Origin of the sequence: Aliirhizobium wenxiniae, from assembly GCF_014201355.1 — a bacterium.
Lineage (GTDB): Bacteria > Pseudomonadota > Alphaproteobacteria > Rhizobiales > Rhizobiaceae > Neorhizobium > Neorhizobium wenxiniae.
Genome location: NZ_JACHEG010000011.1, coordinates 75,336 through 91,596 on the forward strand (window position 1 = coordinate 75,336; position 16,261 = coordinate 91,596).

Sequence of the window (16,261 nt, forward strand, 5' to 3'; positions counted from 1 at the left end):
AACGAACCGTCCGCGTATCGCAGATGGCGGGACACCTGTGTCCAGGCGGGGGCCATTCAAGGATCAAACATCATGACAGAGCTTACCAATGCTGCGATTGAGGTCGATGACGCACCTCCTGCAGATCCGGCGCATGTCAAGCGAGCCGCCGTTGCCGGCCTCGTCGGAACCATGCTCGAAAACTATGACTTCGTCATTTATGGAACGGCGTCGGCGCTTGTCTTCAGCAAGTTGTTTTTCCCATCTTACTCTCCCACAGCTGGCATGATTGCCGCCTTCGGCGCCTATGCCATCGGCTTTCTCGCCCGGCCTCTCGGCGGACTGTTTTTCTCGCATTATGGCGAGAAGTTCGGTCGCAAATGGGTTCTGGTCACCACGCTTTTCCTCATGGGCGGCGCGACCTTTGCGATCGGTTGCCTGCCAACTTATGAAACGGCGGGCATGTGGGCTCCGCTCCTCCTCGTTCTGTGCCGCTTCCTCCAGGGTTTCGGTGCCGGGGCAGAGCAGTCGGGCGGCGCGACGCTGCTGACGGAAACCGCACCTCTAGGCAAACGAGGGCGGCTATCATCCTTCATCATGGTAGGCGCGGCACTCGGTACCGCGCTCGGAGCGATCGCCTGGATTGCCGCTCAGCAGCTTCCCGATGAAGCGATCATGAGCTGGGGTTGGCGCGCCATTTTCTGGAGCAGTATCTTCGTCACGATCTTTGCGATGATCATGCGTGCAAAGCTGGCGGAAAGCCCGGTCTTCGTTGAACTGAAGAAGAAGGGGCACGGTCAGGATCAGGCGCCTCTCAAGGTGGTCGCGAAACATGGCACCAAGAATGTCCTCAAGGTGATATTCATGAATTGGGGCGTTTCCACCCAGTCCTACACCTACCAGGTGTTCATGATTTCCTATCTGGTGACGGTCGTCGGTGTCGATACGCATTTCGTCCCGCCTGTTCAATTGGCGGCGGCAATCTGCGCGGCTTTTGCGGCCTTCGCTATGGGTTACCTGTCCGACTATGTCGGGCGCCGGAAGATGACGCTTATTCTGACCGGGCTTCTCGTGGTCACGCCGTTCCTGACCTTCCCGGGCCTCAATACCGGCTCGCCTGCAATGATCACCTTCGTCCTGGTCTTCGGCTACATGTTCGCAGCCCAGGGTGTAACCGGCGTCCATATGAGCTTCTTCCCGGAAATTTTCGGCAGCCGGTACCGCTATGCCGGTGTGACACTGGGACGCGAATTCTCGTCGATCATTGGTGGCGGCATCGCACCATTGTTGTGCGCAGCACTTCTCGGCTGGTTCGCCAATTCCTGGATCCCTGTCGCCATCTACATGTCCCTGACAATGCTGGTCTCCTTCATCGTGACCTACTCATTGCCGGAGACGGCAGATCGCGACCTCAATCTTCCGGAAGACGCGAAGTGGGGTGAAGCAAGGCTTGGTGCAGGTCGCAAAGCCTGACCCCAGCATTCCGGGGTCGCCTATCCGGCGGCCCCCGATCCCTCACACCTGACACCTTTTTGGAGAAGACTATGAAGTCGAAGAGTGGCACAGCTCGGATTGTGGGTGCCTATGCAGCCCAACCCACGGATCTAAAGGACCGCCATGCCTATCTGGATGCGATCCTTGCACAGCCAGACATCGACGGTCTGGAAATGTCTTGGGGATCGCCGTCCTGGCAAGATGATCTTCCGATCCTTCAAGGCATATTCGGGTCGCGTGCCAAGGCTGGACGTCATGTCTTGACGCTTATCGGAGCCCAAGCCCAGCAGGTTGCACAGAACGGCGCCTTCGGACTGGCCTCCGCAAACGAAGACGGGCGCCGCGCCGCTATCGATCTCGTGCGTTTCGTTCATGCCGATCTGAGCCGGTTTCTTGATCAGGGGCAACACATCGTTGCTGTCGAAATTCACTCCTATCCCTCGGTGCCTGCCGAAAACGCACAGGAAGCCCAAAAGGCCCTACGGCAGTCGCTCGCTGAAATCCTTGACTGGGATTGGGGCACGACATGTGTCGTGCTTGAGCATTGTGATGCGCGCAACGGCGATCATCCCTGGCAGAAGGGGCTGCTGCCACTCGAACTGGAAATGGAGGTCGTCGCTGAGCTGGCACAATCTGGCCGGCCAGTCTCCATGGCAGTCAACTGGGGCCGATCAGCATTGGAGCAACGTGATGTCGATGCGCCTGAACGTCATGCCCGGACACTGAAGGCCGGAGGTCTGCTTGCCGGATTGATGTTCTCGGGAGCGGCATCAAAAGACAGCGAATACGGACCGGCCTGGGCGGATGTCCACCCGCCTCTCAGTGACGATTTGCCGGAATCTGCAATGACCCGAAAGCACGTTGCGACACTGGCGGAACTGGCCGGAGATACCCTCCTGTTCGACGGCGTGAAGATCGCAATTCGCCCTGTGAATGCGACTGTCGAACAACGGCTCCGGATTGTTCGGAATACCCTCGCGGCGATGCCGCCCAGAAGAATTTAACAATGGTTTCGGGAAGTTGAGCGTGGTTCGGCCACGATCCGAACTCGCTGCTTCCTCCAGGCTCCTGCCTGCCCTCATTCCCTAGATCCAAAAATCGGCTGAGCTCCCAATCAGCCCAATGCAAAAGGAGATACCAAATGCGAGGATGCGTTCTACACGGACAAAAGGATTTGCGCCTTGAAACGCTCGAAGAGCCCGAGCTGAAGGCCGGCGAAGTCCGGGTCAAGATCGCCATGGGCGGTATTTGCGGGTCTGACCTCCATTACTATTTTGAAGGGCGCGTCGGAGATTTCGCCGTCCGCGAACCGTTCATTCTGGGGCATGAGTTCAGCGGCGACGTGATTGAGGTTGCAGCCGGCGTGACGTCTACGCGCATCGGCGACCGGGTGGCGATCAATCCCGGAAAACCTTGCCAATCCTGCCCGCAATGCCTGCGCGGTCAGCAGCATTTGTGCTCTAACATGATCTTTTTCGGCAGTGCCTCGCGCTTCCCGCATGTTCAAGGCGGTTTTCGTGAAACGTTGGTGGTCCGCGACTATCAATGCTACCCGGTTGCGCCGAAGACGCCGCATGAAAACATCGTATTTGCAGAGCCCTTTGCCGTCGCGCTGCATGCCGTGGCACAGGCCGGAAGCCTGCTTGGCCAACGCGTCCTGATCACGGGGGCGGGTCCGATCGGTTGCCTGATCGCCGTTGCTGCCAAACGCGCCGGTGCCGCATATATCGCGATTACCGATGTTGCCGACCAGCCATTGAAGATCGCTGCCAAAATCGGTGCGGATGAGACGGTGAATGTTGCCAAGGACACCGAGATCCAGACGAGCTGGCAGGTCGATCGCGGTCAGTTCGACGTCACTTTCGAAGCATCCGGTAATGCCAAGGCAGTGGAAACCTGCGTTCTGAGCACACGTCCCGGCGGCACGATGGTGCAGGTCGGCATGTTGCCACCGGGACTGACCGGGGTCCCGATCAATCGCCTTCTCGCCAAGGAGGCAACGCTCAAGACATCGTTCCGCTTCAACGAGGAATTCGGCTGGGCAGTCGCAAATCTGGCCGACGGCAGCGTCGACCTTTCGCCTTTGGCCACAGCCCGCTTCCCCATGGAAAAAGCGAATGAGGCTTTTGAGGCCGCACACGATCGATCGCAGAACATGAAAGTCCAGATCGTGTTCTGAAGACTGTCCGGCGGCCTCTCCCGCCGCCGGCAGTCCACCTGAATGAGATGCGGCAGAAGGTTTACACCCTACGCCGCGACCTCGCCACCGGACGTTTTTTGCTCTTTAGACAGACAGGATATCCCATGAAAATCACGAGTATAGAAACACTTCGCACCGACGAGTTTTCCAACGTCGTCTGGGTACAGGTCCATACCGATGCCGGCATTATCGGGCTTGGTGAAACCTTCTACGGTGCGGCCTCTGTAGAGGCGCATATCCACGACGTTCTGGCCGGCCGCCTGCTCGGCAAGGACCCGTTGCGCATCGAGGCGCTTGCGCGCGAACTGGTCAACTTGCCCATGGCTCAGTCTTCGACGGGGGCCGAATATCGTGCGGCATCTGCCATCGATCTCGCGCTCTGGGACATCTTCGGCAAGGTCTGCGATATGCCGGTGCACCAGATGCTCGGCGGTCTCGCGCATGACAAAGTGCCGGTATACAATACCTGCGCCGGTTACGGTTACGTGCGCTCCAACAAGATCAAGCCGGTCGATACCTGGAATTTCAAAGATGCAGAAGGCCCTTACGAGGACCTCAACGGCTTCATGACCGATGCGGGCGCGCTGGCTGAAAGCCTGCTGGAGCAGGGTATCACTGGCATGAAGATCTGGCCATTCGACCCGGCTGCAATCGAGAACGACGGGCGTTTCATCACCGCCGAGCAGATGCGCCGCGCGGTGGAGCCGTTCGAAAAGATCCGCAAGGCCGTCGGCGACAAGATGCAGATCATGGTGGAGTTCCATTGCTTGTGGAACCTTCCGACGATCAAGAAGATCGCCAGGGTTCTCGAAGCTTATGAGCCGACCTGGTACGAAGATCCGATCCGGATGAACTCCATTCAGGCGCTCTCCGAACTTGCGGGTTCAACCTCCGTGCCGATCTGCGCCTCCGAGACACTGGGCTCACGATTCCCCTACAAGGACATGCTGGAAGCCGGTGCGATCGGCATCGTCATGACCGACCTCGTCTGGACCGGCGGCTTGACAGAAGGGCGCAAGATTGCCGCTCTCGCCGACACCTACCACAGGCCCTATGCGCCGCACGATTGCACCGGCCCGGTTGCCTATGTGGCGGCCGTCCACTCCTCGCTTTCCCAGCCAAACACGATGATCCAGGAGTCTGTCCGGGCCTTCTATACCGGCTGGTACAAGGAGCTCGTCACCGAACTTCCCCGCATCGAAAACGGCCATGTCCTGCCCATGCAGGGACCGGGGCTCGGCACTGAATTGCTGCCACAGGTCTTCGAACGGTCGGACCTGCATGTCCGGCGCACTGCTCTCTAAGAAAGGATATTGAAATGACCACCAAAATGTTCGACCTGACCGGCAAGACGGCCCTGGTAACCGGATCTGCTCGGGGTATTGGCAACGCAATTGCGCGCGGACTCGGCGATGCGGGCGCAGCCATTATCCTCAGCGATATCAATGCGGAGGGTCTCGGCAAAGCCGCAGCGGAGGCGCGCAAGGACGGATACACCGTGCATGAAGCTGTTCTTGACGTTACAGACGAAGAATCTGTGGCTGCTGCATTCGCGAAGTTCGACGAACAGGGCCTGCATGTCGACATCCTCGTCAACAACGCGGGTATCCAGATTCGCGGTCCATTGCTCGATTTTCCTGCAGGCGATTTCCGTAAGGTCATCGACACGAACCTCACCAGTGCCTTTCTGGTCGGCCGCGAAGCCGCTCGGCGGATGGTCAAGAATGGTGGCGGCAAGATCGTCAATATCGGTTCGTTGACGAGTGAGCAGGCCCGCGTCACGACGGCGCCTTACACCGCGGCCAAGGGCGGCATTCGCCTGCTGACCAAGGCGATGACGGCGGAGTGGGCCGAACATAACATCCAAATCAATGCGATCGGTCCTGGCTACCTGATAACCGATATGACCAAGCCTCTTGTCGAAGACGAGAAGTTCGATTCCTGGGTGAAGCAGCGTACCCCTGCGCGCAAATGGGGTGTCCCGGCCGATCTTGTCGGCACTGCCGTCTTCCTGTCCTCTGACGCCTCAAGCTTTGTCAACGGGCAGTTGATCTTCGTTGATGGTGGTATCATGGCTGTTTATTGACCTGAACACCTGACACGACGCAGGCACAAACAAAGAAGGCTACTTGTGTAATAGCCATGCGATTACGGGTCGCCCGCCTTTATTATGGGCGTGGCGACCTCGGTATGAAAACTCTGGACTGCTGTAATTATTGGTTTTGATACGCAATCAGGCGCCGCTGCTCGCTTCATAGAAAGCTCCTCCGCATGGATGTCGAAGGGCTTTTTTCGTTTGGCCTTCGTGTCCAATTAGCCGAATCGTAGCGCTTAAAGCCCTCGAACCGCTTCTTCAGGATCATCGCCGCGAGGATAGAGGCAATGCTGTCGTGCATCCACGGCTTGATCTGATCCATGGTTTGAACATCAACACTCCCGGAGGTGATGGTTACAGCCAAATTGGCTTTACGGCATCCAGCAGCGATACGCTCCGGTATTGCGAGGATCTGCTGGCGATGCTGATAGCGGGAAGGGCAGCCGAGGAGATCGTAGTCGAAGTTGTCCGCCGGTTCTGGGGGATCCGACCAAAGCGATCTGACGCGGGCGACGAGGTTGACGCCCGCCCTGGAACGCAGCCTCGGCTTTGGCGCGATCCAACCGCCACTCTACCGCAATGACAAGGATCCGAATCCGGCACTTTACGGCAATCCGGGTGGCTCGCGTTCACGCGCGGTTCTCGCTCGGGCAATGGAGAGTATATGCGAGAACCGGCATGAACTCGACGCGCTCACCGAGCCGTTAGCGATCGGCGCATTTGTGTTTATTCCATGTGCCAGATCAAACAGAATGGCGAAAGACAGATCCATTTAAGCAAACGCGACGATGGTCGTAGTAAAAAGGAGCGAGGCGTCTTGCTTACGTTGTGGGGTTGCGGCGAATGGCTCCTGGCTGAAACACACCAATGTGGTAGCATAGGCAAATGCAGCTCACGCTTTTTTCGGATTATAGTCTTCGTTTGATGATGTATGTCGCGATGTCCAATGGGCGGCGCGTCACGATCGAGGAAGCCGCAAACGCTTACGATATCTCGCGAGCGCATCTGATGAAGGTGGCGCAATTTCTGGTGCGGGAAGGTTTCCTGGAAGCCACGCGAGGCCGTACCGGAGGCCTCACTCTGTCGCGCTCCGCTGAAGAGATATCACTCGGTAGCCTTGTTCAGGCAACTGAAACGGGATTTGATCTCGTCGAGTGCTTCGGCGAGGGAGGCCGGTGTAAAATCGGGCAGGTCTGCCGCTTGCGCGGCGTACTGGGGGAGGCGATGCAGGCTTTTCTGCAGGTGCTTGATCGTTACACGCTTGCCGACATGGTATCCCGATCGGAAGATTTCGATTTTCTTAGAGTCGCCTGACCCCCACAGCATCACTGCCTGCCTTACCTGCGGATCAACGCTGTAGTTGCATTATCATAATCAAATTCTGAAAATGCGTGTTCCCGGTAAATGAGATCCATACCGTTGTTTCGTAGGAGGATTTTTTGATCCCCCGATGAAGAAAAGCTGTTTCAGTTAGCGCTCTAAAAGATGCATATAGAATACTTGATTTGGATCAACGAGCTTTCTCTAGGCCCGCTCTAAACCCGTTCGCAACACCAAGGCAACGTGGAGGAAGCGAAGAGCCTTATGTGCGCGCAGTCTCGAAATCCGCTGGAATACTTCTCGGTCCAAACTTTCATGCTGGCGGTGTTCGCGTGTCTTGTTCTAACGCTCTCCTGGGCTGCTCCCGGCCATGCAGCAAACCGCTTGCCAACCTATCTGGAAGAGGTGAAGCCGAGCGAACTGTTTGCGGACGCGGATCGTTTCGGGACACCCGTGGGCGAGCCTCCCATCGCTCCTGTCCTTCGTGGTGACGAGGTTCTCGGCTTCGCCTATCTCAATTCCGATTTCTCCAGTTCCATCGGGTATTCGGGCAAGCCTATCCACATCGTAGTCGGCATTGACCAGAAGGGAGTGATCCGCGGGTTCAAGCTCGTTCACCATGACGAGCCGATCGTCCTGATCGGCATCCCGGAGGCGAAGGTTGTCGCCTCCATGAATGCGCTCCTGAACAAGGATCTTGGGCGGGTCGCATCCGGCGCGGAAATGCCGCCGCAAGTCGATATCGTCAGTGGCGCCACGGTCACCGTTCTTGTCATGGGCGACAGCATTTCGCGAGCGGCGGTCCAGCTTATCCGGTCCAGCCGGCTTGGTGGCGATGTCGCAGTGACTGCAGCAGAGCCGACATTTATCCGCAAACTCGACCCTTCGAAATCGGAGGTCCGCGACTGGGAGACGCTGGTGGGCGACGGCTCCGTGCGCAGCCTGCGGATGACCGTTGGCGAAGTTTCCGAAGATTTTCGAAAAGCAGGAAAGACAGTTGCCGCAGACAAGCCAGAAACGCATGATCCCAATGACAGGTTTATCGATCTCTATCTCGCCCCTGTCAGTGTTCCGTCAATCGGCCGTTCCTTGCTGGGTGATGTTTCATACGAGCGTCTCGCGTCTCGTTTGAAGCCGGGTCAGTCTGCCATTCTTGTTGCCGGTGACGGTGCCTATTCCTTCAAGGGCTCGGGTTATGTGCGCGGCGGCATCTTCGACCGCATCGAATTGCTGCAGGAAGGTCAGGGATATCGTTTCCGTGACCGAAATCACACCCGCATTCCGGTATTGGCAGCCGAAGGGGCGCCAAGGCTTCGTGAGATCGCGCTTTTTGTGGTGCCGCAAGAGTTTACATTCGACGTCACCCAGCCGTTCGATTTGCAGATGCTGGTCCAGCGCAATACCGAGGGGCGCGATAAGGCGATCATACCCTACAATCTTTCGTACGTTCTGCCTGACAGCTACGTGGTCGTCGAAAAAGTCGAAAAGGCCGCAGTCGCACAGCCCGCTCCCGCGCAGGCCACGATCGATCAGCCAGCCGACATCCGTCCGGAAGTAGCGATTGTCGATGAGCAGGCATTGTGGATGCGGATATGGGATATGAACCGTATCAAGATCGGTATCACGGTCTTCGCTCTGCTGACCTTGACGGTGATCTTCTTCTTCCAGGACTGGCTGATGAAACGCCCCGTATTTTTCCGGTGGCTGCGTGCGGGGTATCTGCTTTTCGCATTGGTCTGGCTAGGTTGGTACGCTAATGCGCAGTTGTCGGTCGTCAACGTCCTCACCTTCGTCAACTCGCTCGTCACCGGCTTCAATTGGGAATTTTTCCTTTCTGCGCCGCTGATTTTCATCCTGTGGGCTGCGGTGGCCGCCGGTCTTCTGTTCTGGGGGAGGGGGCCATTCTGCGGTTGGCTCTGTCCGTTCGGAGCGCTGCAGGAACTGACCAACAACATCGCGCAATGGCTGAAAGTGCCACAGTTGAAATTGCCATGGGGCTTGCACGAACGTCTGTGGCCGCTGAAATACATAATCTTCCTCGGCCTCTTCGGACTGTCGCTCTATTCCGTCGCGCTCGCTGAAATGTTCGCCGAGGTCGAGCCGTTCAAGACCGTGATCATTCTGAAGTTTGCGCGCGAATGGCCCTTCGTCATCTTTGCCCTGACCATGCTGAGTGCCGGGCTGTTCATCGAACGTTTTTATTGCCGCTATCTCTGCCCGCTTGGCGCAGCGCTCGCCATCCCTGGACATATCCGCATGTTCGAATGGCTCAAACGATGGGGAGAATGCGGTTCTCCCTGCCACCTGTGCGCCAAGGAATGTCCCGTCAACGCGATCCATCCCGAGGGCAAGATCAATGTCAACGAATGCATTTACTGCATGCATTGCCAAGAGCTCTACCACGATGATCAGCGCTGTCCGCACATGATCCAGGTGCGCCGGAAAAGGGAAAAATTCATGGCCCTTTCATCTCCCGCGTCCCGGGGCGAGGTGCCGGCCAGGACAGTCGTCACCCACAACGGCGCCCCGATCCAGAAAGGCGGGGAACCGTCGGAAAATCCCGCCTAATCAATCAACTAGGAGAGGAAACGAGGAAACAATGACCAGTGAGAATAACTCCTTACGCCTGAACAGGCGTCAAATTCTCGGCTCGACGGCGTTCGCCGCAGCGGCAGGGGCTGCCACTGTGGGTGGTGCGCTCAGCCTTAGCGGCGGCACTGCAACAGAAGTTGCCGCACAGCCGGCTTCCGGCAACAATTACGAAATTAAGCCGGGCGAGTTGGACGAATATTACGCATTCTTTTCCAGCGGCCAGACGGGCGAAGTTCGTGTCGTCGGCGTGCCGTCCATGCGCGAACTGATGCGCATTCCGGTGCTCAACCGTTGCAGCGCCACCGGCTGGGGACAGACGAACGAAAGCCGCAAAGTGCTGACGGAAGGACTGTTGCCGGAAAACAAGGAGTACTTGGCCGACAAGGGCGGGATCTATCTCAACGGCGACCTGCATCACGTCACGCCGTCCTATACGGATGGAACGTTCGATGGTCGTTACCTGTTTGCCAACGACAAGGCGAACACACGTATCGCCCGTGTCCGTCTCGACGTGATGAAGACCGACAAGATACTGCAGATTCCCAACGCACACGCCATTCATGGCCGTTGCCTGCAGAAATATCCGAAGACCAACTACGTCTTCTGCAACGGCGAAGACCGCGTGCCGCTTCCAAACGACGGCAGCATCCTCGATGACAATTCGCAGTACCATGCCGTCTTCACCGGCGTGAATGCCGAGGAAATGACCGTCGCATGGCAGGTCATGGTCGATGGTAACCTCGATATCCTCGATACGGATTATAGCGGTAAATACGCCTATTCGACCTGCTACAACTCCGAGGAAGGTGTCAACCTCGAGCAGATGATGGCGAAGGATCAGGACTGGATCGTTATCTTCAACATCCCGCGCATCGAAGAAGGCATCAAGAACGGTGATTTCAAGGAAATCAACGGCGTCAAGGTTCTCGATGGTCGCCACGGCTCGCGTTACACACGCTATATCCCAGTCGCCAACAGCCCTCACGGCATCATTTCCGCCCCCGATGGTATCCACCTGACGGTCAGCGGCAAGCTGTCGCCGACGGTCACCGTTTTCGATACTCGCAAGTTCGACGATCTTTTCGACGACAAGATCAAGCCGCGGGATACGGTCGTAGCCGAACCGGAATTGGGTCTTGGCCCGCTTCACACTGCCTATGACGGTCGCGGCAACGCCTACACGACGTTGTTCATCGACAGTCAGGTCGTGAAGTGGAACATCGAAGACGCCAAGCGCGCTTTCAAGGGTGAGAAGGTCAATCCGGTTCGCCAGAAACTCGATGTGCACTACCAGCCAGGCCATCTCGACTCTTCCATGGGCAAGACCAAGGAAGCCGACGGCAAATGGCTCATCGTTCTCAGCAAGTTCTCGAAGGACCGTTATCTCAACGTCGGTCCACTTAAGCCGGAAAACGACCAGTTGATCGACATTTCCGGCGACGAGATGGTTCTGGTTCACGACAGCCCGAGCTTTGCCGAACCGCATGATGCGGCCATCGTCCATGCGTCGAAGATCAATCCGGTTAGCGTCTGGAGCCGCGAAGACCGGTTCTTCGCAGATGCTGTTGCGCAGGCTAAGGCGGACAACATCGACCTCCTGATCGACAGCGAAGTCATCCGCGACGGCAACAAGGTTCGCGTCTACATGACGTCGGCCGCACCTGCCTTCGGTCTGGAAAGCTTTACCGTGAAGCAGGGCGACGAGGTCACCGTCTACGTTACCAATATCGATGAAGTGGAAGATCTCACTCACGGTTTTGCCATCATCAACTACGGTATCAACATGGAAGTGGCGCCGCAGTCCACCGCGTCGGTCACCTTCAAGGCTGATAAGCCCGGTGTATGGTGGTATTACTGCTCGTGGTTCTGCCATGCGATGCACATGGAGATGAAGGGTCGCATGATGGTGGAGCCGAAGAAGGCATGATCCACCGTTACGGTGCGGCAATATCGTGGATGGTGGCGCTCGTCGCCACCATCCCGACCCTTGCCGGGGCTGAGACAATCAGCCTTTCCGCCGCCTCCCATTCCTTATTGCAGCAGGCGATAGATGCCGCCGCGCCTGGCGATACGCTGGTGCTGGAGCCGGGAGAATTTCGTGGCCCTCTCGTCATCGATCGCTCCATCACTCTGCGTGGCGAAGAAGGTGCGAGCATCGTTGGCAACGATATCGGCAGCGTCATCAGGATCAAGGCCGCGGATGTCATCGTCACCGGTCTGACCATCAGTGGTTCGGGCAGCGATCTCGATACGCAGGATTCCGGTATCTTTGTCGAGGAAACTGCCAAACGCGCCGTTATCGAGAGAAACCGGATCGTTGGGAACTTGCACGGCGTATGGTTGTTCGGCGCGGACGATTCCTGTGTCTGCGACAACATCATCACCGGGACGGCATCTCTTCACATGAGCCTAACCGGCAATGGTGTTTCCTTGTGGAATTCACCCGGCGCGAAGGTAAACGGCAACGATATCAGCCTGGGGCGCGACGGCATCGCCACCAACGCCAGCAAGCGTAACGTCTTCAGCGGTAACCGCTTCAGGGATCTGCGTTTCGCCATCCATTACATGTACACGCATGACAGCGAGATCAGCGACAACGTGTCGATCGGCAATTCGGTCGGTTACGCGATCATGTTCTCCAACAAGCTGAACATCCGAAACAACCTGTCGGATGGAGATCGCGATCACGGTCTGCTGCTCAACTATGCGAATTACTCTGTCATTACCGGAAACAAGGTCTTGGGACATCTCCAGCCGGAAGAACGCTGGACGGCTGGTGGCACGCGTTCCACCGAACACGGCGTGCCTGCGAGTGATCCCGACGATGTGGCGAAGCTGTCCGAGGGTCAGCGCCTCGGCCCGGAAAAATGCGTTTTCATCTACAATGCCAACCGCAACCGCTTCATGGACAACCATTTCGAAAACTGCGCCATAGGGATCCATTTCACTGCCGGATCCGAAGGCAACAGCATGAGCGGTAACGCCTTCATCAATAACCGCAATCAGGTCAAGTATGTCGGCACACGCTATCTCGACTGGTCCCATGAGGGCCGCGGCAATTACTGGAGCGACAATCCCGGTTTTGACCTGAACGGTGATGGAATTGCCGACAATCCCTATCGGCCAAATGACCTCATCGATCAGGTCCTGTGGACTGCACCCCAGGCAAAGCTGCTGATGACCAGCCCGGCCGTTCAGGTCATTCGCTGGGCACAGGCGCAGTTTCCGGCGCTGTTGCCCGGAGGTGTGGTCGATAGTCATCCACTGATGACGCCAACCTCTGTCGAGAGGAGTACCCAATGACATCATCGGTTATCACCAGCAATGTTTCAAAACACTATGGCAGAGTTGCCGCGGTCAGGGATGTCTCCTTCGATCTGAAATCGGGTGAAACGATCGCGCTCGTCGGCCATAACGGCGCGGGCAAGACGACGCTTATCAAGCTGATGCTCGGGCTCATCCGCCCCACAAGCGGATCGGTGACGATGCTTGGCGGCGATCCGGCTCGTGGTGATTTTCATGTCCGGCAGAGCGTGGGGTATCTGCCCGAAAGCGTGTCGTTCCACATGGCTTTGACGGGGCGTGAGACGCTTACCTTTTACGCTCGCCTCAAGCGCGTCGAGTTTTCCGATGCCGAGCTTCTGTTCAAGCGGGTAGGGCTGTCCGCGGATGCCGTTGATCGCCCGGTGCGCACCTATTCTAAAGGCATGCGTCAGCGCTTGGGGTTGGCGCAGGCTCTGCTCGGAACACCGCAGGTTCTGTTGCTGGATGAGCCGACCAGTGGCCTCGATCCGGCGCTGCGGCAAAATTTCTACGATATCATCAGCGCGCTTCGCGCCGATGGTACGACCGTGCTGTTGTCTTCGCACGCCCTGACAGAACTCGAAAATCGTGCTGACCGGGTGATCATTGTCGACCGTGGGGTCAAGATTGCCGACGGTACGCTCGACGAATTGCGCCATATCGCCAGTCTGCCGACCCGGGTGATGATAAAACTGTCGGATATGGAAGCCGCGCCACAATGGTCCGGTGATTGGTGCAGACAATCCGGTGGCGGGTGGGAAATTGGCGTCGATGCTGCCGACAAGATCGACCTTCTGAAAAGCCTGACCGCAGAGCCGTCACTTCTTGAAAGCCTGACGCTTGCAGAACCGACGCTCGATGAACTCTATGCGCATTTTCTAGGAAGGCAGGCGGCCGAATGATGAATGTTCTCACTGTCGCCAGAAAGGAAATTCAGGAAGGGCGGCGAAACCGCTGGGTTCTGGCAACCACGCTTCTTCTAGCCGGCCTCGCATTGACGCTGACTTTTCTGGGAAGCGCGCCGACCGGCAATGTGGGTGTCAACCAGCTGGATGTTGTGATCGTCAGCCTATCGAGCCTTGCCATCTTCCTGCTGCCGCTGATCGCCCTGCTTTTGTCGCATGACGCGATCGTGGGCGAGAGCGAGCGCGGGACGCTAATACTGCTTCTCAGCTACCCGGTCGGTCGCAGCGAGATCGTGATCGGCAAGTTTTTAGGCCATCTTTCCATTCTCGCTTTTTCGACGCTAATCGGCTTTGGTGCCGCTGCTGTGGCGCTTGTCGCCTCCGGAACCGTGATCTCTCCGGCAAGCTGGCGTGCCTTCGCGACCATGCTCGGAGCCTCCATCCTTCTCGGCGCGGTCTTTCTGTCGATCGGTTATCTGATCAGCACGCTGGTGCGCGAGCGCAGCACCGCGGGCGGTGTCGCCATCGGCATCTGGCTGTTTTTCGTTCTGATCTATGACATGGCGCTGCTTGGCGGTCTTGTCGCGGCACAAGGGCGTGCGGTGCCGGCACTACTGCTGGATGGTCTGCTGCTGGCAAATCCAACGGATGCCTATCGTCTGCTCAATCTCGGGTCAGGTGCCGCCAGTACTCTGTCCGGCATGGGCGGTGTTGCCGCGGGAAGCAGCCTATCTGCGCCGATCCTGACACTGGCGCTGCTGCTCTGGGCAATCGTGCCGCTCGGTGTTGCCAATATCGTTTTCGCAAGGAGAGAAGCATGAAGTTATCATTTGCGACCGTGGCACTGGCTTCCATCTTTCTCGCCAGCTGCAGCCCCAAAGAGCATGCAGTCATGCCTGCTCCCGCTGCGATGACCACGGAGGCCATGGGGCGATATTGCGGCATGAACGTCATGGAACATGACGGGCCGAAGGGGCAGGTGATCATGCAGCAAACGGAGGAAGTCATCTGGTTCTCGTCGGCCCGCGATACCGTTGCCTTTACGATGTTGCCTGAAGAACCGCGCGACATCGCGGCAATCTATGTATCCGACATGAGCAAGGCACCAAGTTGGGAAAAGCCCGGCGCTGAAAATTGGGTCGACGCCCGCAAGGCCCATTACGTGATCGAAAGCTCCCGCGTTGGCGGCATGGGCGCGGCGGAGGCCGTTCCATTTTCGCTGGAACAGGACGCCAGCGCTTTCGCGTCGAAAAATGGCGGCCGTGTTGTCGGTTTCAAGGATATCCCCGAGAACTACATTCTGGGTTCGCAAGGTCAGCCTTCCGATGAAGGGCAACCTGCTGAGCCCCATGGGGCAGGAGGGCATCACCATGGCTGAAGCCATCACACGTCGCAGGGCATTGCGAATCATGGCGGCTGGAGCCGGTCTGCCGCTCGTCCTGAATGCGACACAAGCGTTTTCCCACCCTGAACCCGTCATATGGCGAGGGCAGGCGCTCGGCGCTCCGACGACGTTGATCCTTAACTACCCCGATTCTGATCAAGCGCGAGGCCTTGTACGTCAGGTGGTTGCCGAGGTGGACAGGCTGGAGGATATCTTCAGCCTTTATCGCCCGTCATCTGCGTTGTGCGAACTCAACCGGGCCGGCGCTCTGGCATTTCCGCCGCAGGAACTCGTGGATCTGCTGACGGTCTGTCAGTCCGTCTGGGAAGCGACAGGCGGATTGTTCGACCCCACCGTGCAGCCTTTGTGGAAACTGTATGCCGACCATTTCTCCCGGAGCGGGGCGAACCCGTCAGGCCCGGATCGATCTGCGCTTGAAAGCGCTCGTACACTCGTCGGTTTCCAGCACGTCAGTTTCAACGCACATCGTATTGCTCTGTCGCAACGCGGTATGGGCTTGACGCTGAATGGCATCGCGCAGGGTCACATAACAGATCGGATTGTCGCTCTCCTGCGCGCTGGCGGTGTCGAAAGCAGCCTTGTCGATATGGGAGAAGTCCGCGCGATAGGTGCAAAACCGGATGGAACGCCTTGGAAGGTCGGTATTTCGGAAAACCAGAGCGATACTGACATTAACCATTCGGTGCTGGTGACCAACAAGGCTGTGGCGACATCCAGTTCCAACGGACTTCACTTCGACCAAGCACGACATTGGGGGCATATCATCTCTCCCCAAGGCGTGCCCACAGTGCAGCGCTATGGCAGAATGACTGTCATCGCACCCGATGCAACGCGCGCAGACGCGCTCTCGACCGCGTTTACGCTGATGGAGACGGCGGCAATAAGCAACGTGCTGGCGCGGCACCCCGACATAGAGGCGGATTGGGCATCATCCGGCCACGCAAAGTAACGAGATAAGGACCACAAAT

General features: G+C 57.7%; 14 protein-coding genes. All 14 read left to right on the forward strand.

The features are described from left to right. The first annotated feature begins 72 nt into the window (after window positions 1-72). Window positions 73-1,452, forward strand: a complete 1,380-nt coding sequence (locus tag HNQ72_RS27515) for an MFS transporter (protein ID WP_183997381.1) — start codon at window positions 73-75, stop codon at window positions 1,450-1,452. Window positions 1,453-1,523: 71 nt separating this feature from the next. Further along, window positions 1,524-2,477: a DUF4862 family protein gene (locus tag HNQ72_RS27520; RefSeq protein WP_183997383.1), complete on the forward strand. Its 954-nt coding sequence runs from the start codon at window positions 1,524-1,526 to the stop codon at window positions 2,475-2,477. A 137-nt stretch (window positions 2,478-2,614) separates the two neighbouring features. Next, on the forward strand, window positions 2,615-3,652 hold the full coding sequence (locus HNQ72_RS27525; RefSeq protein WP_183997385.1) for an L-idonate 5-dehydrogenase: 1,038 nt from the start codon (window positions 2,615-2,617) through the stop codon (window positions 3,650-3,652). A 125-nt stretch (window positions 3,653-3,777) separates the two neighbouring features. Continuing rightward, entirely contained in the window at window positions 3,778-4,977 is a 1,200-nt protein-coding gene (locus tag HNQ72_RS27530; RefSeq protein ID WP_183997387.1) for a mandelate racemase/muconate lactonizing enzyme family protein, read from the forward strand. Between the two features lie 14 nt (window positions 4,978-4,991). After that, window positions 4,992-5,759, forward strand: coding sequence for an SDR family oxidoreductase (locus tag HNQ72_RS27535; RefSeq protein WP_183997389.1), 768 nt, complete (start codon window positions 4,992-4,994; stop codon window positions 5,757-5,759). A 527-nt stretch (window positions 5,760-6,286) separates the two neighbouring features. Next, window positions 6,287-6,544 (forward strand): hypothetical protein, encoded by a 258-nt coding sequence (locus HNQ72_RS27540; RefSeq protein WP_183997391.1) that lies wholly within the window; start codon window positions 6,287-6,289, stop codon window positions 6,542-6,544. Between the two features lie 109 nt (window positions 6,545-6,653). Then, window positions 6,654-7,082 carry an RrF2 family transcriptional regulator gene (locus tag HNQ72_RS27545; protein ID WP_183997393.1) on the forward strand — a complete coding sequence of 143 codons (429 nt, stop codon included), beginning with the start codon at window positions 6,654-6,656 and terminating at the stop codon, window positions 7,080-7,082. 270 nt (window positions 7,083-7,352) lie between these two features. After that, window positions 7,353-9,656, forward strand: coding sequence for a NosR/NirI family protein (locus tag HNQ72_RS27550; RefSeq protein ID WP_373289513.1), 2,304 nt, complete (start codon window positions 7,353-7,355; stop codon window positions 9,654-9,656). Window positions 9,657-9,687: 31 nt separating this feature from the next. Continuing rightward, window positions 9,688-11,607: a TAT-dependent nitrous-oxide reductase gene (gene nosZ / locus HNQ72_RS27555; protein WP_183997395.1), complete on the forward strand. Its 1,920-nt coding sequence runs from the start codon at window positions 9,688-9,690 to the stop codon at window positions 11,605-11,607. Further along, a complete protein-coding gene (locus HNQ72_RS27560) occupies window positions 11,604-12,983 on the forward strand; it encodes a nitrous oxide reductase family maturation protein NosD (RefSeq protein WP_244654605.1) in 1,380 nt (459 codons plus the stop codon). The genes nosZ and HNQ72_RS27560 overlap by 4 nt, the downstream gene beginning before the upstream one ends. Next, window positions 12,980-13,885, forward strand: coding sequence for an ABC transporter ATP-binding protein (locus tag HNQ72_RS27565; RefSeq protein WP_183997399.1), 906 nt, complete (start codon window positions 12,980-12,982; stop codon window positions 13,883-13,885). The genes HNQ72_RS27560 and HNQ72_RS27565 overlap by 4 nt, the downstream gene beginning before the upstream one ends. Then, entirely contained in the window at window positions 13,882-14,709 is an 828-nt protein-coding gene (locus tag HNQ72_RS27570; protein ID WP_183997401.1) for an ABC transporter permease, read from the forward strand. The genes HNQ72_RS27565 and HNQ72_RS27570 overlap by 4 nt, the downstream gene beginning before the upstream one ends. Next, window positions 14,706-15,266, forward strand: coding sequence for a nitrous oxide reductase accessory protein NosL (locus tag HNQ72_RS27575; RefSeq protein ID WP_183997403.1), 561 nt, complete (start codon window positions 14,706-14,708; stop codon window positions 15,264-15,266). The genes HNQ72_RS27570 and HNQ72_RS27575 overlap by 4 nt, the downstream gene beginning before the upstream one ends. After that, entirely contained in the window at window positions 15,259-16,242 is a 984-nt protein-coding gene (locus HNQ72_RS27580) for an FAD:protein FMN transferase (RefSeq protein WP_183997405.1), read from the forward strand. Before HNQ72_RS27575 ends, HNQ72_RS27580 begins: the two co-directional genes overlap by 8 nt. The last annotated feature ends 19 nt before the right edge of the window (window positions 16,243-16,261 follow it).